Annotated in this window: 1 protein-coding gene; it reads left to right on the forward strand. The window is 74.8% G+C overall.

Features of this window, described 5'->3' with window-relative positions; translation table 11 throughout:
• Positions 1–48: 48 nt before the first annotated feature.
• Entirely contained in the window at positions 49–23592 is a 23544-nt protein-coding gene (locus tag AB0D66_RS01830) for an amino acid adenylation domain-containing protein (protein WP_362295101.1), read from the forward strand.
• Positions 23593–23608: the final 16 nt, after the last annotated feature.

Below are 23608 nucleotides of genomic sequence, written 5' to 3' on the forward strand. Positions count from 1 at the left end.
TCCCCCTCCCGCCTCCCGCCTCCCCGCACTTCCCGGAAGGAACCCCTGATGTCTGAACAGAGTCGGTTGGAACTCGCCCTGCCCGCGATCCGGGAGCTCAAGCGGCGGGCGACCGATCTGGAGGCGCAGCTGACCGAACCGGTCGCGATCGTGTCGATGGCGTGCCGGCTGCCGGGCGGGGTGGGGACGCCGGAGGAGTTCTGGCAGCTGCTGTCTTCGGGCGGGGACGCGATCGAGGGGTTCCCCTCGCGGTGGGACGGCTGGGACGTCTACGACCCGGACCCGGAGGCCGTCGGCAAGAGCTATGCGCGGACGGGCGGATTCCTGCGGGACGTCGAGCAGTTCGACGCGGGCTTCTTCGGGATACCGCCGCGCGAGGCGCGGCAGATGGACCCGCAGCAGCGCGTGGCCCTGGAGACCTCCTGGGAGGCCCTCGAACGGGCCGGATACCCCGCCGAGGCCCTCGAGAACAGCAACACCGGTGTGTACCTGGGCACGATGAACGGCGACTACGGCAGCCTCGGGCACGGTCTCGGGGACCAGGACGGCTACGTCAACACCGGCCGGGCGAGCAGTGTGCTGTCGGGCCGGGTCTCGTACGCCCTGGGGCTGCGGGGCCCCGCCGTGACGGTGGACACGGCGTGCTCCTCGTCGCTGGTGGCCCTGCACCTGGCGGTGACGGCGCTGCGCCAGCGCGAGTGCGATGTCGCGCTGGCCGGCGGTGTGACGGTGATGTCGACACCGTCGGTGTTCGTGGAGTTCTCCCGCCTGCGGGGCACCGCGGGCGACGGGCGGTGCAAGAGCTTCTCCGCCGACGCCGACGGGGCCGGCTGGTCCGAAGGCTGCGGCGTCCTGGTCCTCAAGCGGCTCTCGGCCGCGCAGGCGGACGGGGACCGGGTGCTGGCCGTCATCCGCGGCTCGGCCGTGAACCAGGACGGCCGGTCCCAGGGGCTGACCGCGCCGAACGGCCCCTCGCAGCAGCGGGTGATCCGGGAAGCACTGTCGCGCGCGGGGCTGTCCCCCGCGGACGTGGACGCCATCGAGGCGCACGGCACCGGGACTCCCCTGGGCGACCCGGTCGAAGCCGGCGCGCTGGCGGAGGTGTTCGGTCCGGGACGGTCCGCGGAGCGGCCGGTCTGGCTCGGATCGTCCAAGTCGAACATCGGTCATGCCCAGGCCGCCGCCGGCGTGGCCGGCGTGATCAAGATGGTGCTCGCGCTCCAGCACGAGCAGCTGCCCCCGAGCCTGCACGCCGAGCGGCCCAGCGAGCACATCGCCTGGGAGGGCAGCGGGCTGCAACTGGTGGGCGAGGCCCGCTCCTGGGCGCCGGAGGAGTCCCGGCCGCGGCGCGCGGGCGTGTCCTCCTTCGGACTGTCCGGCACCAACGCCCATCTGGTCCTCGAAGAGGCCCCGGCGCCCGCGGGCTCCCCGGAGGAACCCGCGGAGGTCTCCGGGGCCGGGGCCGGCGGGGTGTTCCCGGTCGTGGTGTCGGGCCGGGACGCGGGCGTGGTGCGGGCGCAGGCCCGGCGCTGGGCCGCGTGGTGGCGCGCACACCCGGAGGTACCCCTGGAGCAGGTCGCCTCCACGGCCCTGTGGCACCGCAGCTGGTTCGACCACCGGGGCGCCGTCCTCGCCACCACCCGCGACGAGGCCATCGACCGGCTCGAAGCACTCGCCGAAGGCGCCGATGTCCTCGGCGTGATCACCCCCGTCGAAGCGCCGGCCGACGAGGCCCTCCTGGCGGGCGGCACCGGCGGCGTGTGGGTGTTCCCGGGGCAGGGGTCGCAGTGGGAGGGCATGGGCCGTGCCCTGTACGAGCGCTCCCCGGTGTTCGCCGAGACCGTGGCCGCCTGCGACGCCGCCCTGCGGCCCTGGACCGGATGGTCGGTCACCGAAGTCCTCACCGGGCAGCGGCCGTTGGCCGGCGTGGAAGAGGTACAGCCCGCGCTGTTCACCATGAGCCTGGGCCTGGCCGCCTGGTGGCAGTCCATGGGCATCACCCCGCAGGCCGTCATCGGACACTCGCAGGGCGAGGTCGCCGCCGCCGTCGTCGCGGGGATCCTCACCGTCGAACAGGGCGCGCGGATCGTCGCCACCCGCTCCCGGGCCGTCGCCACCTGCCAGGGGCAGGGCGGCATGGCCGTCGTCGAACGCGGCGTGGACTGGATCACCGAACGCCTCACCGGCACCGGTCTGTCCGTGGCCGCGGTCAACACCCCGGGATCCACCGTGGTCTCCGGAGACGCCGACGCCCTCGACTCCCTGCTCACCCGGCTGCGGTCCGAGGACGTGTTCGCCCGCCGGGTACAGGTGGACTACGCCTCCCACAGCGCCCATATGGACCCCCTGCTGCCCGCCCTCGCCGAGGAACTCCACGGCCTGCAACCGGCCGCCGGAGACATCCCGCTCTACTCCACCGTCCACGGCCGCCTGCTCCACGGCACCGAGATGGACGCCGACTACTGGTGCGCCAACCTGCGCCGACCGGTCCGCTTCGACCAGGCCAGCCAGGCAGCCACCGCCGACGGCCACCACACCTGGATCGAGATCAGCCCCCACCCCGTCATGGCCATGGCCCTCGATGAGATCGCCCAGCAGCACGGCGGGACCACGGTGGCCACCGCCCACCGGGACCGGGCCGACACCACCGACGTCCTGTCCTCCTGGGTCCGCGCCGGACTCGCCCGGGGCACCGGATGGCCGTGGGAGCGCGCGGTACCGCGGACGCCGGTGGAAACCGCCCTCCCCACCTACGCCTTCGACCGCCGGCGGTACTGGCTCCCCGCCCCCGCCAACACCCAGGCCGACCCCTCGGCCTGGGGCGCGGACGGGCTCGACCACCCCTGGCTGACCCTTTCCACCCCGCTGGCCGACGACGACGGCCTCCTCCTCACCGGCCGGATCGACGCCACCGCACCCGGACAGCGCTGGCTGAACGACCACAAGGTGTTCGACACCGTGCTGCTGCCCGGCACCGGCATCCTCGACATGGTCCTCACCGCCGCCGCCCGGGTGGGCGCCGCCGGGATCGACACCCTCACCCTCACCACCCCCCTCGTCCTCCCCGAGACCGGCGGGCTGCGCGTACAGATCGCCGTCACCGGCGCCGACGCCGAGGGCTTCCGCCAGGCCACCGTCCACACCCACCCCGAGCCCGACTCCCGCCCCGACACGCCCTGGACCACCCACGCCACCGCCCGGCTCACCCCCCTGGCGGCCGGCGACACCGACGGCCACGGCTTCCGGCAGCTCCACGACTGGCCGGCGGCGGGCGCCACGCCCGTGGATCTGGACGGGTTCTACGACCGGCTGCGCGAGCGCGGAATCGACTACGGGCCCGCCTTCCAGGGCCTGGTGGAGCTGTCCCGCAGCGGCGACACCGCCTACGCCGTGGTCCGCCTGCCCGAGGCCGAGTCCGAGGCCGAGGCCGAGAGTGCGGCGGCCGGCGGCTTCGCGGTGCATCCGGCCCTGCTGGACGCGGCGCTGCACGCGCTCTCCGTACTGGACGCCGACACCGGACGGGTGCCGCTCCCCTTCGAGTGGGCCGGGGCCGAGCTGTACGCCACCGGGGCGACCGAACTCCGCGTCCGGATCGAGCGGGACCCCGCGTCCTCCGAGGCCCGGTTGTGGATGGCGGACGCCCACGGCGAACCGGTGGCCTATGTGGACGCGCTCGTGGTGCGTTCGGCGACCGAGGAGCAGCTGCGGCGGCGCACGGGCGGCCACCTCTACCGGCTCGACTTCCAGCCTGCCGGCACGACGCGCGAGGCACCGGCCGAGACCTGGGTCCTCGGCGGCTCCGGTGACCTCGCGCAGGTGGTCGGCGGACGGCCCGTCACCGACGCGGACGAGCTGCGCGCCCTCCTCGACGCCGGCGGCGAGCCCCCGGCCCGCCTGGTCGTCGACAGCACCACGCGGGAGCCGGGCGCTCTGGCGGACGCGGTGCGCACGACCACCGCCACGGCACTGCACACCGTGCGGGGTCTGCTGGCCGAGTCCCGACTGGACGGGACCGAACTGGTCTGGGTGACCCGGGAGGCCGTAGCGGCCGAGCCGGGCCACGGCGTCGAGGGCCTGGTGCACGCCCCGCTGTGGGGGCTGGTCCGGGCCGCGCGCGCCGAGTATCCGCAGCGGTCGCTGCGCCTGGTGGACACCGGTTCCGGGGCCGAGGACGCCGCCGCGCTCGCCAGGGCGGTGTCCGTCGCGGACGAGCCCGAGATCGCGGTCCGGGGAGGGGAGATCCGGGTCGCGCGGCTGGTCACGGTCGAACCGGACCCGGAAGACGCCACCGCGGGAGCCCCGGCACCGTCGGGAACCGCACTGGTCACCGGCGGCACCGGTGAGCTGGGCAGGGAGCTCGCCCGGCACCTGGTGCGCACCCGCGGGGTGCGGCGCCTCGTACTGACCTCGCGGCAGGGCGACCGGGCCCCGGGGGCTGCCGGCCTGGCCGCCGAACTCACGGCGGCCGGGGCCGACAGCGTACGGATCGTGGCCTGTGACGTCGCCGACCGGGAGGCCCTCGCCGGCCTGATCGGTTCCCTCGACGACCTCGATTCGGTGTGGCACCTGGCCGGAGTGCTGGACGACGGATTGCTGCCGGACCAGACCGCGCAGCGGCTGGAGCGCGTGCTCGCCCCGAAGCTGGACGCCGCGCTGCACCTGCACGAACTGACCCGTGGGCACGCGCTGTCCGAGTTCGTGATGTTCTCCTCGCTGGCCGGGGTGTTCGGCAGCGCCGGCCAGAGCACGTACGCCGCGGGCAACGCGTTCCTGGACGCGTTCGCCGAATGGCGGGTGCACGCGGGCCTGCCCGCCAGGAGTCTGTCCTGGGGGCTGTGGGAGCAGTCCGGCACGGGGCTCACCGCGCACCTCGGCCGGGCCGAGCTGGCCCGGATCCGGCGCATGGGCATCGAGCCGCTGTCCGTGGACGAAGGGCTGCGTGCGCTGGACGCGGCGCTGGCGACGCGGGCGGGGGGGCATCTGGTCCCGGTCCGACTCGGGCTGGCCTCGTTGCATCGCGGCCAGGACGAGGTGCCGGTGCTGCTGCGCGGCATGGTCAGGAGGCGGCTGCGGCGGGCGAACACGGTGGAGGCCCCGGCGGGCCTGCGCGCCAGGCTCGCCGCGCTCTCCCCCGACCAGCGGCGGGAGTCGCTGACGCTGCTGGTGCGGTCCGCGGCGGCGGACGTGCTCGGCCTGCCGGACGAGGCCGCGGTGTCGGCGCAGCAGGTGCTCAGGGACCTCGGCCTCGATTCGCTGATGGCCGTGGAGCTGCGGCGCCGGGTCTCGCAGGAGACCGAGGTGCCGCTGCCCGCGACGCTGGCGTTCGACTACCCGACCCCGTCCGCCATGGCGGAGTTCCTCCTGGAACGGATGGACCTGTCACCGGCGGCGCTGCCCGCCGGAGCCGTGGTCCGGGCCGCGGACCAGGACGACGATCCGGTCGCGATCGTGTCGATGGCGTGCCGGCTGCCGGGCGGGGTGGGGACGCCGGAGGAGTTCTGGGAGCTGCTGTCCTCGGGCGGGGACGCGATCGAGGGGTTCCCCTCGCGGTGGGACGGCTGGGACGTCTACGACCCGGACCCGGAAGCGGTCGGCAAGAGCTATGCGCGGACGGGCGGATTCCTGCGGGACGTCGCGGAGTTCGACGCGGGCTTCTTCGGGATACCGGCGCCCGAGGCCCAGGCGATGGACCCGCAGCAGCGGCTCGTGCTGGAGGCCTCGTGGGAGGCGTTGGAGCGGGCCGGCCTCCGCCCCGAAACCCTCGAGGGCAGCAACACCGGTGTGTACCTCGGCGCGATGGGGTCGGACTACGACCGCTTCCACAAGCACGACCTGAGTGCGCTCGACGCGTACGGCTCCATGGGCAGCGCCGGAAGTGTGCTGTCGGGCCGGGTCTCGTACGCCCTGGGGCTGCAGGGCCCGGCGGTGACGGTGGACACGGCGTGCTCCTCGTCGCTGGTGTCCCTGCACCTGGCGGTGACGGCGCTGCGCCAGGGGGAGTGCGACATCGCGCTGGCCGGCGGTGTGACGGTGATGTCGACACCGTCGGTGTTCGTGGAGTTCGCCCGGCTGCGCGGCACCGCTACCGACGGCCGGTGCAAGAGCTTCTCCGCCGACGCCGACGGGGCCGGCTGGTCCGAAGGCTGCGGCGTCCTGGTCCTCAAGCGGCTGTCGGCCGCGCAGGCGGACGGGGACCGGGTGCTGGCCGTCATCCGCGGCTCGGCCGTGAACCAGGACGGCCGGTCCCAGGGGCTGACCGCGCCGAACGGCCCCTCGCAGCAGCGGGTGATCGAGCAGGCGCTGTCCCGCGCGGGGCTGTCCCCCTCGGACGTGGACGCCATCGAGGCGCACGGTACGGGGACCCCGCTCGGTGACCCGATCGAGGCGGGTGCGCTGGCGGCCGTCTTCGGTCCGGGACGGTCTGCGGAGCGGCCGGTCTGGCTCGGATCGTCCAAGTCGAACATCGGTCATGCCCAGGCCGCCGCGGGCGTGGCCGGCGTGATCAAGATGGTGCTCGCGCTCCAGCACGAGCGGCTGCCCGCCAGCCTGCACGCCGAGCAGCCCAGCGGCCACGTCGAGTGGGAGGGCAGCGGCCTGCGGCTGCTGGACGCGGCGCGCTCCTGGCCGCGGGAGGAGTCCCGGGTCCGGCGTGCGGGTGTGTCCTCGTTCGGACTGAGCGGGACCAATGCCCACCTCATCCTCGAAGAGCCCCCTGCCGCGGAGCCCGTCATCGAGACGGCGGTGCCGGAGGGTGTGTTCCCGGTCGTGGTGTCGGGCCGGGACGCGGAGGTGGTGAGGGCGCAGGCCCGGCGCTGGGCCGCGTGGTGGCGGGCGCACCCGGAGGTCTCGCTCCACCGGGTGGCGTCCACGGCCCTGTGGCACCGCAGCTGGTTCGACCACCGGGGCGCCGTCCTCGCCACCACCCGCGACGAGGCCATCAGCCGGCTGGAAGCACTCGCCGAAGGCGCCGACGCGGAGGGCGTGATCGCCCCCGTCGAGGGACTGGGCGCAGCGGCGCTCGCCGCGGCCGGTTCCGGCGGCGTGTGGGTGTTCCCGGGGCAGGGGTCGCAGTGGGAGGGCATGGGCCGTGCCCTGTACGACCACTCCCCGGTGTTCGCCGAGACCGTGGCCGCCTGCGACGCCGCCCTGCTGCCCTGGACCGGATGGTCGGTCACCGAAGTCCTCACCGGGCAGCGACCGTTGGCCGGGGTCGAGGAGGTACAGCCCGCGCTGTTCGCGATGAGCCTGGGCCTGGCCGCCTGGTGGCAGTCCATGGGCATCACCCCGCAGGCCGTCATCGGACACTCGCAGGGCGAGGTCGCCGCCGCCGTCGTCGCGGGGATCCTCACCGTCGAACAGGGCGCACGGATCGTCGCCGCCCGCTCCCGGGCCGTCGCCACCTGCCAGGGGCAGGGCGGCATGGCCGTCGTCGAACGCGGCCACGAGTGGATCGGCGAACGGCTGGCCGACACCGGCCTGTCGATCGCCGCGGTCAACACCCCCACGTCCACCGTGGTCTCCGGAGACGCCCACGCCCTCGACGCCCTCCTCACCCGGCTGCGGTCCGAGAACGTGTTCGCCCGCCGGGTACAGGTGGACTACGCCTCCCACAGCGCCCACATGGACCCCCTGCTGCCCGCCCTCGCCGAGGAACTCCACGGCCTGCAACCGGCCGCCGGAGACATCCCGCTCTACTCCACCGTCCACGGCCGCCTGCTCCACGGCACCGAACTGGACGCCGACTACTGGTGCGCCAACCTGCGCCGACCGGTCCGCTTCGACCAGGCCGGCCAGGCAGCCACCCTCGACGGCCACCACACCTGGATCGAGATCAGCCCCCACCCCGTCATGGCCATGGTCCTCGACGAGGTCACCCGGCAGCACGGGGGCGTCGCCGTGGCCACCGCCCACCGGGACCGGGCCGACACCACCGACGTCCTGTCCTCCTGGGTCCGCGCCGGACTCGCCCACGCGGACGCGTGGCCGTGGCACCGGCTGGTCCCCCGGGCCTCGGTGGCGGACGGACTGCCCACCTATGCCTTCGACCGGCGGCGCTACTGGCTCCCCGCCCCCGGCGCCGCTCCGGCGGCGGCCCGCTCGGGTGGGGGCGTGGACGGCCTGGACCACCCGTGGCTCACGCTGTCGACACCGCTGGCCTCCGGCGACGGCCTGATCCTCACCGGCATCATCGACGCCACCGCACCCGGACAGCGCTGGCTGAACGATCACAAGGTGTTCGACACCGTGCTCCTGCCCGGCACCGGCATCCTCGACATGGTCCTCACCGCCGCCGAGCGGGTCGGAGCCGTCGCGGTGGACACCCTCACCCTCACCGCCCCCCTGGTCCTGCCCGAGACCGGCGGCCTGCGCGTACAGATCGCCGTCGGCGAGATCGACGGCAACGGGAACCGCCAGGCGACCGTCCACACCCACCCCGGCCCCGACACCCACCCCGACACGCCCTGGACCACCCACGCCACCGCCCAGCTCACCCACGACACGGCCGCGCCCGACCCGGAACCGGTCGACTGGGCGGCAGCGGTCGAGACCGCGCAACCCGTGCCCCTGGACGGCTTCTACGAGCGCTTCCGAGCACGCGGACTCGACTACGGCCCCGCCTTCCAGGGCCTCAGCGCCCTGTGGCGGCAGGGCGACGAGCTCCATGCCGTCCTCCGCCTGCCGGAGAGCCTGCGGCCCGACGGCTTCGGGATCCACCCCGCACTCCTGGATGCCGCCCTCCACACGATCCTCACCGCCGAGGAGGCCGGCGACGCCGCCGGTCCCACGCGCGGCAAGCGGGTCCTGCTGCCGTTCGAGTGGAGCGGCACCCGGCTGTACGCGACCGGCGCGTCCGTCGTACGGGTGCGCGTACGCCTCGACCGCACGCGCGAGCAGGCCGGGCTGTGGGTGACGGACGAGAACGGGGACCCGGTCGTCACCGCGGGCCTGCGCCTGCGGGAGGCCAGTGCGGAGGGCCTGCGGACGGCGACCCAACAGCACCTGTACCGGCTGGAGTTCCAGGAGCACCCGTCGCCCGCCGGTGAACCGGCGGACACCGTGGTCACCGCCGGACCCCTCGCGGCCGCACTCGGACTGCCCACGCTGGACAGCGGAACCGGACCGGCTCCCTCCCGCATCGTCGTGGACGCGACGCAACCCTCCGGCACCCCGCAGGAGTTCACCGCGGCGGCCCTGGCCCGCGCGCGCGAGCTGCTGGCCGGCCCCCGGCCGGCCGGCGCCGAACTGGTGTGGGTGACCAGCCGGGCGGTGTCCGTGGACGAGGACGAGACCCTCGACCTGGCCTCGGCACCCCTGTGGGGTCTGCTGCGCGCGGCGCGCGCCGAGGGGCACCCGGTGCGGCTGGTGGACGTCGACGCGGACGCCGATCCGGACACGGTCCGGGCGGCGCTGACCCTCGCCGAGCCGGAGTCGGCGGTCCGCGGCCGCACGGTACGCGTCCCCCGGCTGGTCCGGTTCTCCCCGCGCGACACGGCACGCGCCGACGGCGCTGGTACCGCGGACCGGGCACCGGGCACGGAACTGATCACCGGCGGCACCGGTGAACTGGGGCGTCAGATCGCACTGCACCTGGTGGGCGCGTACGGAGTGCGCAGCCTCGTGCTGGCCTCCCGCCGGGGCGACGGCGCGGACGGCGCCGCCGAGCTGGTCGCCGAGCTGACCGCCGCCGGGGCCGAGCGGGTGCGCGTGGTGGCCTGCGATGTCACCAGCCGCGACCAGGTGGCCCGCCTCGTGGAGTCCGTCCCGGACCTCAGCGGCGTCTGGCACCTGGCCGGCGTGCTCGACGACGGACTGCTCACGGACCAGACCCCGGAGCGCCTGGAACGGGTCTGGGCACCCAAGGCCCGCGCGGCATGGTGGCTCCACGAGCTGACCGCCGACCGTCCGCTGACCCGGTTCGTGGTGTTCTCCTCCGCCGCGGGTGTCCTCGGGAGCGCCGGGCAGAGCGGCTACGCCGCGGCGAACGCGTTCGCGGACGCGGTCGTGGTCGAGCGGCGCCGGCAGGGACTTCCCGGACTGAGCCTGTCCTGGGGCCTGTGGGAGCAGGCCGGTACGGGACTGACCGCGCACCTCGGCCGGGCGGAACTGGCCCGGATGCGCAGGCAGGGCGTGGCCGCGCTGACCGGCGCACAGGCGCTGGGCGCCCTGGACACCGCGCTGACCAGCCGGCGAGCGCACCTCGTGCCCCTGCGGGTGGATCTCTCGGGCGCCGAGGACGCCCGCTCGCCACTGCTGCGGGGCAGGACCCGGATACGGAGGCTGGCGGACGCCCGGACGGAGGGCGTCGACACCGGATGGTCCGGCCTGCCGGAACCGCAGCGCACCAGTGCTCTGACCGACCTCGTGCGGCGCGAAGCGGCCGTGGCGCTGGGCCGCACCGACGAGATCCGCCCCGACGCGGAGTTCACCGGGCTCGGGCTGGACTCCCTGATGGCCGTGGAACTGCGCCGCAGGCTGTCCGCCGAGACCGGGCTGTCCCTGCCCGCGACGGCCGTCTTCGACCACCCGACGCCCGCCGGCCTGGCGCGGTACCTGAACCGCTGCCTGACCGACCGCGGCGACGACACGGCGCGGGCGCGCGTGGAGCGCGCGGAGCGGCGCGACGTGCATCCGGCGACCGAGGGTCAGCGCAGGCTGTGGTTCCTGGAGCGGATGCGCCCCGGCACCGCCGAGTACAACGTGACGATGCCGGTCCGGGTCTCCGAGCCGCTGGACCGCGCGGCGTTCGCCGCCGCCGTCGAGTTCGTGGTGCGGCGGCACGAGGCGCTGCGCACCGGCCTGGAGAGCCGCGACGGTGAGCTGGTCCAGGTGGTGCACGAGGAGTTCGCCGCCCCGCTGCGCTTCGCGGAGACGGCCGGTCCCGCGGAGACGGCCGACCTGATCCGGGACGAGGCAGAGACGCCCTTCGACCTGTCGGGCCCCGTGCTCTTGCGCTGCCTGGTGCTGACCGGCGCGGACGAGCAGGTGGTCTGCTTGACCCTGCACCACGCGGTCATCGACGCCTGGTCGCTGGTCATGGTGCTGCACGAGCTGTTCGCCGCGTACGGGACGTTCCGCGCGGGCCTGGTGCCCGACGGCGCGGGCGACCCGCTCGTGCACCTGGGCGACTACGCCCGCTGGGAGCGGGACTCCCTCGAGCAGGGAGCCTTCGGGGCGGGTCTCGGCTTCTTCCGGGACGAACTGGCCGGAGCCCCGCGCCTGGAACTGCCGAGCAGCGCACCGGACTCCGGTGCGGGCAAGGTCGTCTTCGCCGTGCCCGACGCCCTTCGGGGCGAGCTGGAGGCCCTCGCCTCCGATGCGGGGGTCACGCTGTACACGGTGCTGGCCGGCGCCTTCGCGGTGCTGCTCTCCCGGTACAGCGACCAGCGGGACTTCAGCATCGGCACGGTGTGGTCCGGGCGCGGGCTGCCCGGCTCGGCGGAGATCGTCGGCTTCCTCGCCAACACCCTGCCGCTGCGCTGCGACCTCTCCGCCGACCCGGACGTGCCCGGTCTGCTGTCGGCGCTGAAATCGCGCGTGCTCGGCGTGATGGAACACCAGAACGTGCCGCTGTCCGAAGTGGTCAAGGTCGTCGACGCCGAGCGCAACGGCGAGGAGAACCCGCTGTTCCGGGCGGTGTTCAACTACGGCCTGGGAGCCGAGCCGGACGACGGCACGTGGCAGCCGTTCGCCGGGTTCTTCACCGGCAACGTCGCGGGGACCGCCAAGTTCGAGCTGACCATGAGCCTCGCACCCGCCGCCGGGGGACTGCGCGGGGAGCTGGAGTTCCGGTCACACGTACTGGACCGGGAATCCGCACGGCGCATGGTCGCCAACTTCGAGGCCCTGCTGGGCTCCTTCGTCCGGGACGGCGGTCAGCCGGTCAGCCGGCTGGCCCTGCTCCACGCCGGGGAAGAGGGCTCGTTCCGGCGGCACGCCGACAGCGTGCCGCCGCAGCCGGCCGCGTCCGGGCCGCGGTCCGCGGAGCCGGCCGCCGGCGGTGACCGGGTGTGGGAGACGGTGCTCTCGGCCTGGTCGCAGGTACTGGAGCTGGAACCGGACGAAGTGGACCCGGACAGCGGGTTCTTCGACCTGGGCGGAACCTCGCTGACCGCGGTACGGGTCCACGAACTGGTCCGCGACGGCCTGGACCGGGATTTCCCGCTCGCGACCCTGTTCCGCCACTCCACCGTGCGCCAGCTCGCCGCCTTCCTGCGCGACGACGCCCCCCGTGCGGCGGCCGCGGCGCCGGAGCCGGCGCCGGCTCCGGTTGCGGTGGCGGTGGCGGTGGCGTCCGGGGAGCGTCCCGACGGGGACGCGGTGGCGATCGTGGGCATCGCCCTGCGGCTGCCGGGGGCCGGTGACGCGGAGGAGTTCTGGGCGAACCTGCGCGGCGGGGTGGAGTCCGTCCGCCGCTTCACCGAACAGGAGCTCCTGGACGCCGGCGTGCCCCGGAGCGTCCTGGACGATCCCGCGTTCGTCCCGGCCAAGGGCTACGTGGCGGACGCCGACCTCTTCGACGCCGAGTTCTTCGGGTACTCGCGGTCCGAAGCGGAGAACATGGATCCGCAGCACCGGCTCTTCCTGGAGACCGCCTGGCAGGGCCTGGAGGACGCCGGCGTCGAGCCCGGTTCCCACCCCGGCCGCATCGGGGTCTTCGCCGGCGCCGGATTCGGCGGCTACAACAGCGGAACCGTGCGCGGCGACGAGATCACCGAACTCCACGAGTTCTACCGCAACCTCCTCGGGAACAAGTCCGACTTCGTGTCCACCAGGGTGGCGCACAAGCTGAACCTGCGCGGCCCCGCGCTGACGGTGCAGACGGCCTGCTCCACGGGCCTGGTGGTGGCGCACTTGGCCCGGCAGAGCCTGCTGCGCGGGGAGTCCGACGTGGCACTGGTCGGCGCCTCCGCGCTCACCTTCCCCCTGGAGTACGGCTACTACCACCAGGAAGGCTTCGTCTTCTCCCCGGACGGCTCCTGCCGTGCCTTCGACGCCGAGCGCCAGGGCACCGTGGTGGGCAACGGTGTGGTGGCGGTGGTACTGCGCCGGCTGTCCGACGCGGTCGGGGCCGGGGACCGGATCTACGCGGTCATCCGCGGCAGCGCCGTCAACAACGACGGCTCGGACAAGGTCGGCTTCACCGCGCCCAGCGTCAGCGGGCAGGCCGCCGTGATCACCGACGCCCTCGCGGACGCCGGACTGTCGGCCGCCGACATCGGCTACGTCGAGGCGCACGGCACCGCCACCGCCATGGGCGACCTGATCGAGGTCCAGGCGCTGCAGGAGGTCTTCTCCGCCGACCGCGACGAGCCGTGCGCGGTCGGTTCGGTGAAGTCCAACATCGGTCACGTGGACGTGGCCGCGGGTCTGGCGGGACTGGTCAAGGCGGCGCTCTGCGTCTACCACGGCGAGCTGGTTCCCACGGTCAACTTCCGGCGGGCCGACCCCGAGCTGGGTCTGGACCCGGCGGTCCTGCGGGTCAGCGACGACACCCGCCCCTGGGCGGGCACCCGCCGCGCCGGGGTCTCCTCGTTCGGCATCGGAGGCACCAACGCCCACCTGGTGCTGGAGCAGCCCCCGCAGGAGGCGGCGCCGCCCGCTCCGGCGCGGGCCGCGGCGCCCGTCGTGGTCTCCGGTCGGACCCCGCAGGCTCTGCGGGACCAGGCCCGCCAGTGGGCCGGCTGGCTGGCCGAACACCCCGGGACCGAACTCGCCGACCTCGCGTGGACCGCCGCCCGGCACCGCCGGCACTTCGGGCACCGGGCCGCCGTCCTCGCCCACGACCTGGACGAGGCGGTGCGCGGGCTGACGGCGCTCGCGGAGGGACACGTCGACGACGCGGTGTGCACCGGGGTGGCCGCGGAGCGCGGCAAGGTCGTGTTCGTCTTCGCCGGGCACGGTTCGCAGTGGCCGGGCATGGCCCAGCGGCTGCTCGCCGAAAGCCGGGCCTTCGCCGACACCGTCGCCCGCTGCGACGAGGCACTGCGCCCCTGGACCGGCTGGTCGGTCCTCGAACTGCTCCGGGACCCCGGGGCCAGCGCGCTGAGCCTGGACGACGTCCACGTCACCCAGCCCGCGCTGTTCACGGTCGCCCTCGGCCTGGCGGAGGTGTGGCGGTCCCTCGGTCTGGAACCGGAGGCCGTGGTCGGCCACAGCCAGGGCGAGGTGCCCGCGGCCGTGGTCGCCGGCGCGCTGACCCTGGAGGAGGGCGCCAAGGTGGTCGCCGTCCGCAGCCAGGCGTTCGACCGCATCGAGAGCGGCTCGGGCGGCATGGCCCTGCTCGGACTGCCGCTGGCCGAGGTGGAGGAACTGCTCGCCGAGTACGGCGGATCGCTGTCGGTGGCCGCGGTGAACACCCCGGGTTCGGTGGCGGTCGCCGGCGCGGCGGACGCGGTGTCCGGCCTGCTCGCGCAGCTGGCGGACCGTGACGTGTTCTCCCGCCGGATCAAGGCGGACCGGGCCGGCCACTGCAGTCTGGTCGACCCGATGCTGCCCGAGGTGGAAGCCGCGCTGAGCGATCTGCGGCCCCGCGCGACGACGGTCCCCCTGTACTCCACGGTGACCGGCGCGCCGATCGGCGGACAGGCCCTGGACGCCCGGTACTGGTGCCGCAACCTGCGCGAACCGGTGCGCATGGACCTGGCGCTCGACGCCCTGCGGGCCGACGGCTTCGGCGTGTTCACCGAGATCAGCGCGCATCCGCTGCTGGCCATCCCGCTGACCACGTTCGCCGCCGACAGCGGCGGAGTGGTCCTCGGCAGCCTGCGCCGGGACCACGGCGGCCTCGCACAGATCCTGCGCGGCCTCGGCGAACTGCACGTCCACGGCCACGCCGTGGACTGGACCCGGGTCCTCGACGGGCCCGGCCGCCGGGTCGGCCTGCCCGGCTACGCCTTCCAGCGGCAGAGCTACTGGATCGACGGCGGAGCCCGTACCCGGCAGGAGCGGCAGGCGCCCCCCGCGGACCTGGCGGCCCGGCTGTCGGCACTGCCCGAGGCCGACCGCGCCCCCACGGTGCTGGAGGCCGTGCAGGAGGTGCTCCGCGGCGTGCTCGGACTCGGCGAACCCATGCCGGTGGACGAGCGGTTCCAGGAACGCGGGCTGGATTCGATGATGGCCCTTCAGCTGCGCAACCGGCTCAGCGAGGTGACCGGCACCCCGCTGCCGTCCACGCTCGCCTTCGAACACCCCACGCCGCGAGCGGTCGTGGACTACCTGCTCGCCGGCGCCTTCGCCGAACTGCCGCCCGCAGGCCCGGCGATGGAACGCGCCGAGCGGCGCGACGTCCATCCGGCGACCGAGGGCCAGCGCCGGCTGTGGTTCCTGGAGCGGATGCATCCGGACTCCGCGCAGTACAACGCCGTTCTCCGGCTCGAGGCGGCCGGTCCGCTGTGTCCCGAGACCTTCGGCCTGGCACTGCGCGCGGTGATGGAACGGCACGAGGCACTGCGCACCGGACTGGAGCTCCGCGACGGCGAACTGGTCCAGGTGGTGCACCAGGAGTTCACCGTGCCGCTGCGCCACGAGCGGGCGGCCGGCCCCGACGAGCTCGACCGGATGCTGCGCGCGGAGGAGCGGATCCCGTTCGCGCTGGACGCCGAGACCCTGTTCCGCTGCCTGCTGGCGGAGTCCGGCGAGACGTGGACCATGTGCTTCACCCTGCACCACGCCGTCACCGACGGCTGGTCGCTGTCCCTGCTGCTGGGTGAGCTGCACGCGGCGTACCGGGCCCTTGCGGGGCAGGAGTCCCTGCGGCTCCCGGAGGTCCGCTACCACCTCGGCGACTACGCGCGGTGGGAGAAGCGGTCCCTCGAGGAGGGCGCCTTCGCGCGTTCGCTCGCGTACTTCGCGTCCGAGCTGGAGGGCTCCCAGCGCCTGGAACTGCCCGCTCGGGAGCCGGCCGGGGACGACCGGGGCGGCGCCGTGCACTTCACCGTGCCCGCGGAGCTGCGGACCGCCCTGGAGGAACTGGCCGCGCGCAACTCCGTCACCGGGTACACGGTGTACGTCAGCGCCTTCGCGGTGCTGCTCGCCCGGTACGCCGACCAGTACGACTTCGGCATCGGCACGATCTGGTCGGCGAGGGAGCTGCCGCAGGTCGCGCAGACCTTCGGGTTCCTCGCGAACACCCTGCCGCTGCGCTGCGACCTGACCGGCGCGGTGTCCTTCGAGGACGTCCTCGCCCGCACGCACACCCGGGTACGGGGGGTGTTCGAGCACCAGAGCGTTCCGCTGACCGAGGTCGTGCGCATCGCCGGGGGTGAGCGGACCGGCGAGGAGAACCCGCTGTTCCGGGCGGTGTTCAACTACGGCGGAACGGCGTTCCCCACGATCGGTTCGGGCGAGGCGGCCTGGCGGCTCCCGACAACGGGAAGCGTCTCCGGCAACGTCCAGGGCGCGTCGAAGTTCGAGCTGGGCCTGACGCTGACCGCCGACGGCGAGGTGCTGCGCGGGGAGCTGGAGTTCCAGGCGCACGTGCTGGACCAGGACGCGGCCCGCCGGATGGCCGCCAACTTCGAGACCCTGCTGGCGTCGCTGGCGGACCGGCCCGACCGTCCGGTCCGGGAGGCCGGGCTGCTCTGCGCCGCGGAGCGCCGGTGGCTCGCCGGGCACGGCGGCGAGGTCGCGGCCGGGCCCGCCGGGGAGAGCGCGTATGAACGGATCCTGGGACAGGCGGCGCGGACGCCCGACGCGGTGGCCGTGGTGGCGGACGGACGCGAGCTGACCTACGGGGAGGTGTCCGCGCGAGCCCGCGCGATCGCCCGGCGGCTCGCCGCCCTGGGCGTGGCCCGGGGTGACCTGGTCGGCCTCTGCCTTCCCCGCACGGCCGACCTGCCGGTGGCGATGCTCGGCACCTGGATGGCCGGGGCCGCCTACGTCCCGCTGGACCCGGAGTACCCGAAGGCGCGTCTGGACCACGTGGTGTCCGACAGCGGGCTCGCGGTGGTGATCTCGAGCGGCTCCCTCACGGACGCCCTGCCGGACGGCCTGCGGGTGCTGTCCGTCGAGGAGGCCGCCGGGGCCGCGCGGGACGGACGGCCGGACGGCGCACTGCCGGCCCCGCCGGAACCGTCCGACCCCGCCTACGTCCTCTACACCTCGGGCTCCACGGGCGCCCCCAAGGGCGTGGTCGTCGAGCACGCGCAGTTCGCGGGCTTCTGCCGGGCCATGGACGACCGCGTCGGCGGCGGCGCCGACGACACCTGGCTCGCCGTGACCAGCGTGTCCTTCGACATCTCCGGCCTCGAACTGCTGTGGACCCTGACCAGGGGCTACCGCGTGGTCATCGCCGGCGGAGAACTCGGCGCCTGGGCCGGATACCGCCGGCACGCGCCGACGCACCTGCAGTGCACGCCGTCCCTGGCCAGGATGCTGCTGGCGGACGCGGGCGGCCGTGAACTGCTCGGCGGGCTGCGGCTGCTCCTGGTCGGCGGCGAAGCCCTCGACCGCGGCCTGGCCGGCCGACTGCTGCGGACCTGCGGCGGCGACGTGCTCAACATGTACGGGCCCACGGAGACCACGGTCTGGTCCACGAGCTGGCGGGTCGAACCCGGCCCGGTCTCGCTGGGATCGCCCGTCCTCGACACCCGCTTGGCCGTGCTCGACGCGCAGCGGCAGCCGGTGCCGCGGGGCTGCCGCGGCGAGTTGTGGATCGGCGGGCGCGGGGTCGCGCGGGGCTACCTCCACCGGCCCGAACTGACGGACGAGCGGTTCGTGGTGGACCCGTTCGCGGGCGCGGGGCGGATGTACCGCACCGGGGACGTGGTCCGCTACCGCGAGGACGGCTCACTGGAGTACTGCGGCCGCGTGGACAGCCAGGTGAAGCTGGCCGGACACCGCATCGAGCTCGGCGAGATCGAGTCCGTGGCCGCCGGGTGCGCCGGCGTGCGCGAGGCCGCCGCCGTGGTACGGGAGGACGCCGGCTCGGCGGCCCTGTGGGTGTACTACTCCGGGGACGCCGACGAACGGGCCCTGGCCGAGCACGCCGCGGCGCGCCTGCCGGTGTCGATGCTGCCCGCGCGGTGGGTGCGGCGGGACGGCCTGCCGCTGACGCCGAACCGCAAGATCGACCGGCTGGCGCTGGCCGCCCTGCCCGCGCCGCAGCCGGAGCCCGCGGCGCCGGCCGCCGAGGGCGACCGGGTGTGGGAGACGGTGGTCTCGGCCTGGTCGCGGGTCCTGGGACTGGCCGAGGTCGACCCGGACAGGGGCTTCTTCGAGCTGGGCGGCACGTCCATGGCGGCGCTGCGGGTCCACGAGCTGGTCAGCTCCGGCCTGGACCGCGAGTTCCCGCTCTCGACGCTGTTCCGCTACTCCACGGTGCGCCGGCTGGCCGCGTTCCTGCGCGGCGACGCCCCCCGTGCGGTGGCCGCGGCGACGGCGCCCCGGGCCCGTGCGGACGAGGACGCCGTGGCGATCGTGGGCATGGCCCTGCGGCTGCCGGGCGCCCGGGGCGCGGAGCAGTTCTGGGCGAACCTGCGCGACGGCGTGGAGTCCGTCCGCCGCTTCACCGAACAGGAGCTGCTGGACGCCGGCGTGCCCCGGAGCGCCCTGGAGGATCCCGGGTTCGTCCCGGCCAAGGGCTACGTGGCGGACGCGGACCTCTTCGACGCCGAGTTCTTCCAGTGCTCTCCGGCCGATGCGGAGAACATGGATCCGCAGCACCGGCTCTTCCTGGAGACCGCCTGGCAGGGCCTGGAGGACGCCGGCATCCTGCCCGGCGCCGAGCCCGGCCGCATCGGGGTCTTCGGCGGAGTCGGCTTCGGCGGCTACGACCAGGGGGATCCCGAGGACGCCTCGGAGGTCTTCCGTTCGGCGATCGGCAACAAGAACGACTTCCTCGCGACGCGCCTGGCGCACAAGCTGGACCTGCGCGGCCCCGCGCTGACGGTGCAGACCGCCTGCTCCACCGGCCTGGTGGCCACGCATCTGGCCCGGCAGAGCCTGCTGCGCGGGGAGTCCGACGTGGCACTCGTCGGCGCCTCCGCGTTCACCTTCCCGCTGGAGCAGGGCTACCAGTACCAGGAAGGCTTCGTCGCCTCCCCGGACGGACACTGCCGGCCCTTCGACGCCGACGGCGCGGGCACGGTCCTCGCCAACGGTGTGGTGGCGGTGGTGCTGCGCCGGCTGTCCGACGCGGTCGAGGCCGGGGACCGGATCTACGCGGTCATCCGCGGCAGCGCCGTCAACAACGACGGCTCGGACAAGGTCGGCTTCACCGCGCCCAGCGTGAACGGCCAGGCCACCGTGATCACCGACGCCCTCGCCGACGCCGGACTGTCGGCCGCCGACATCGGCTACGTCGAAGCGCACGGCACCGCCACCGCCATGGGCGACCCCATCGAGATCCAGGCCCTCCAGGAGGTCTTCACCCCCGACCGCGACGAGCCCTGCGCGGTCGGCTCGGTGAAGTCCAACATCGGCCACACCGACGTGGCCGCGGGCCTGGCAGGACTGGTCAAGGCGGCCCTGTGCGTCTACCACGGCGAACTGGTCCCCACCGTCAACTTCCGGCGGGTCAACCCCGAACTCGGCCTGGACCCGGCGGCCTTGCGCATCAGCGACGACACCCGCCCCTGGGCGGGCACCCGCCGCGCCGGGGTCTCCTCGTTCGGCATCGGAGGCACCAACGCCCACCTGGTGCTGGAACAGCCCCCGCAGCAGGCGGCGCCCGCCCCCGCGCGGGGCACGGCGCCCGTCGTGGTCTCCGGACGGACCCCGCAGGCCCTGCGGGACCAGGCCCGCCAGTGGGCCCACTGGCTGACCGAACACCCCGGGACCGAACTCGCCGACCTCGCGTGGACCACCACGCGGCGCCGCCGGCACTTCGCCGAACGCGCCTCGGTGGCCGGACCCGACCTGCCCGCGGTCATCGAAGGGCTGAACGCCATCGCCCGTGACCGGCCGGACGCGTCGGTCACCCTGGCCACCGCGCGGCCGGGCAAGGTCGTGTTCGTCTTCCCCGGCCAGGGTTCGCAGTGGCCGGGCATGGCCCGGCGGCTGCTCGCCGAGAGCCCGGCCTTCACCGACGCGGTGGCCCGCTGCGACGAGGCACTGCGCCCGTGGACCGGCTGGTCGGTCCTCGAACTGCTCCGGGACGAGGACCGCATCGCGTGGGACCGCCTGGACGTCGCCCAGCCGGTGCTGTTCACCATGTACCTCGGCCTGGCGGCCGCCCTGCGGGACCTGGGCCTGGAAGCCCAGGCCGTGGTCGGACACAGCCAGGGCGAGATCGCCGCGGCCGTCGTCGCCGGCGCCCTGACCCTGGAGGAGGGCGCCAGGATCGTGGCCGTACGCAGCGCGGCCCTCGCCGCTCTGTCCTCGGACGGCGAGATGGCGACGGTGGAGCTCCCGCTCGCCGAGGTCGAGGCGGCACTGGCCCCCTACGGGGACGCCGTCTCGGTCGCCGTGGTGAACACCCCGGGATCCACGGTCATCTCGGGGGACCGCGCGATCGTGGAGGAGCTGCTCTACGCGTGGGACGACCAGGACGTGTGGTGCGGCAAGCTGAACGCCGCCTGTGCGTCCCACAGTGCGCACATGGACCCGCTGCTGCCGGGCCTGCGGGAGCAGCTCGCCCCGCTGCGCCCCCGTCCGTCCGGGATCCCGCTGTACTCCACGGTGCTGGGCCGGCGGGCCGCGGGTGAGGAGCTGGACGCCGCCCACTGGTGCCGCAACCTGCGCGAACCCGTCCGGCTCGACCTCGCCCAACAACAGCTGCTCGCCGACGGATACACGGTGTTCGTCGAGGTCAGCCCGCATCCCGTGCTGGCCATGCCGCTGGCCGACGGGGGCGCGGACCGGGACGCCGTGGTCCTGGCGGCCATGGAACGGGACCAGGGCGGCCTGGACCGGCTCCAGCGCACCCTGGGCGCCCTGCACGCGCACGGAGTCGGGATCGACTGGTCCGCGGCCGTCCCCGACGGCCGCCTTCTCGCCCTGCCCGGCTACGCGTTCCAAGGGCAGCGCCACTGGAAGGAACCCGCCCGCCGCAAGACGACCGACCAGCGGTTCTGGGAGGCCGTCGGCGCGGGCGAGGTGGACCGGCTCGCCGAGCTGCTCGGCGCGGCCGGGCAGCACCGGGACAGCGTCGTGGACCTGCTGCCGCTGCTCCGGCGCTGGCACGAGGGCCGCGACGGCCACACCGAGATCGCCGACTGGCTGTACGAGGAGGCCTGGCAGTGCGCCGAGCCCGATCCGGCAACGGCGGACGGCGACTGGGCCGTGCTCGGGGACACCGCGTCACCCGCCGCGGAGCTGGTGGCGGCCCTGCGCCGGGCGGGAGCCGGCACGCACCGGGCCGACGCGGATCCGGGCGCCCTGGGCTCCCTGCCGTCGGAGCTGCAGGGCGTGATCGTCCTGACGCCCCTGGACGGGGACGACACCCGGCAGGGCTTCCTCCGCACCGTGGCCCTGCTCCAGGGACTCGGGGCGAGCCACCCGAAGACTCCCGTATGGCTGGTCACCAGGGGCGCCGTCGGCGTGGACGCCGCCGACCCGGTCACGCGTCCCGAACAGGCGCTGCTCCACGGACTGGGCCGGGTCGCCGCCCTGGAACGCCCCGAAGGCTGGGGCGGCACCGCGGACCTGCCGGAACAGCCGCACCCGGACTGGGCCGCGCAGCTCGTCCGCGCCGTGCTCGCCGGTGACGACGAGGACCAGATCGCGCTCCGCGCCGGGGGCCGGTACGTGCGCAGGCTGCGGCGCACCACCCTCGCTCCGCGGTCGCCGTGGACCACCGGCGGCACCGCCCTGATCACCGGCGGCACGGGATCCCTCGGCCGGCGGCTCGCCCGCTGGCTGGTGGAACGCGGGACGCGGCGCGTCGTCCTCGCCTCCCGCTCCGGCGAGGTCTCCGCGCGGTTCCGCGAGGAACTCGAGGCGACCGGGGCGGAGCTCGTGACGGCGGCCTGCGACGTCGGTGACAGGAACCAGGTCGCCCGCCTGATCGGGCGGATCGACGCCGGCGGCCCGCCGCTGGCGGTTGTCGCCCACCTCGCGGGGGTCTCCGGGATGACGCTCCTGGACGATCTCGACGGGGACCGGGCCGCCGCGGAGCTCTCCGCGAAGGTGTCCGGTGCCTGGCACCTGCACGAACTGCTCGGCGACCGGCCGCTGGACGCGTTCCTGCTCTACGGCAGTGGCGCGAGCCTGTGGGGTGCGGGCGGCGGGACGACCTACGCGGCCGGCAACGCCGCGCTGGACGCCCTCGCCCGGCACCGGGTGGCGGGCGGCCGCACGGCCACCGTGGTGCACTGGGGCGGCTGGGCCGACGGCGGCATGGTGACGGAGGAGGTCGAGGAGCAGCTGCGGCTGCGGGGGCTGCGCATGATGGCCCCGGACCGCGCACTGGGCGCTCTGGACCTGGTGCTCGGAACGGACCGCGTGGCGCTGGGTGTCGCCGACATCGACTGGTCCCGGTTCACCCCCGCGTTCTGCGTCGCCCGGCGGAGTCCGCTGCTGCTGGGCGTCCCGGAGGCGCGCGCGGCGATGACCGGCAGGCGCCGGGAGAGCGGGCTCGAGGAGCGGCTGGCCGGCATGGGGCCGGACGCCCGGCTGCGTACGGTGCTCGAACTGGTCCGGGTCGAGGCCGCGGCCGCTCTCGGGCTGGCGGAGGTTCCCGCCGAGCAGCCCCTGCAGCAGCTCGGGATGGACTCGCTGATGGCGGTCGGCCTGCGCGCCAGGCTCGCCCGGCGGACCGGACTGCCGCTCGCCACCGACGTGCTGTTCCGGCACGGCAGTTGTGCGGGCATCGCGCGGCACCTGGTCGACGAGCTCACCGGGCGCCGGCCCGTCGCCGAGGCCGTGCCCGTCCCGTTGGTGCGGGTGCTCAAGCCGGCGCGGCAGCCCAGGGCGCGGATCCTGTCCATGGCGGGCATGGGGGGCACCACCACCTCCCACCTCCCGCTGGTCCCGCACCTTCCCGAGGACGTGGAGCTGCTCGCCATCCGGATGCCCGGCCGTGAGGGAGGCGGCGGGGAGGCCCCGCTCGGCGATGTGGACGTCCTGGTCGACCGGGTCGTGGCGGAGATGTCCGACCGCCTCGACGTGCCGGTCGTCCTGTACGGGCACAGCCAGGGCGCGTGCGGAGTGTGGGAGATCGCCCACCGGCTGGGCAGCCGGGCGGGGGGGCCGGAGCTCTCCCTCGTGGTCGCGTGTGCGCTGCCGCCGTTCAGCGAGGCGCCGCAGGCCCTCAAGCGGTTCCAGGAGGTGTCGACGGTGTGGGACACGGCGGCGCCGCAGGACCTGGTCGAGGCGTTCCGGGGGGTGCTGCCCGACGAGGTCCTCGCCCACGACGAGGTCTTCGCCGGCTACCTGGAGAACCTGCGCGCCGACTCCGCGATGTGGAACCGGTACCAGCTCGTGCTGGAGGCCGACCGCAGGGGTCCGCTGGACATCCCGCTCACGGCGGTGTCGGCCGCGGCCGACCCGGTGCTGCCGGAGGGCACGATGGCCGGCTGGTCCGCGCTGACCCGGGGCGCGTTCGCGGCCCGGAGCATCGAGGGCGCGCATGCGGCGCCGCTGGAGAACCCGGCGGCCATGGCCCGGCAGCTGGTCTCGGCCATCCCGGGCGGGCCCACCCTCCCCGCATGAGCGCACGTGGCGTCCG

Source organism: Streptomyces sp. NPDC048270 (genome assembly GCF_040652335.1).
GTDB lineage: Bacteria > Actinomycetota > Actinomycetes > Streptomycetales > Streptomycetaceae > Streptomyces.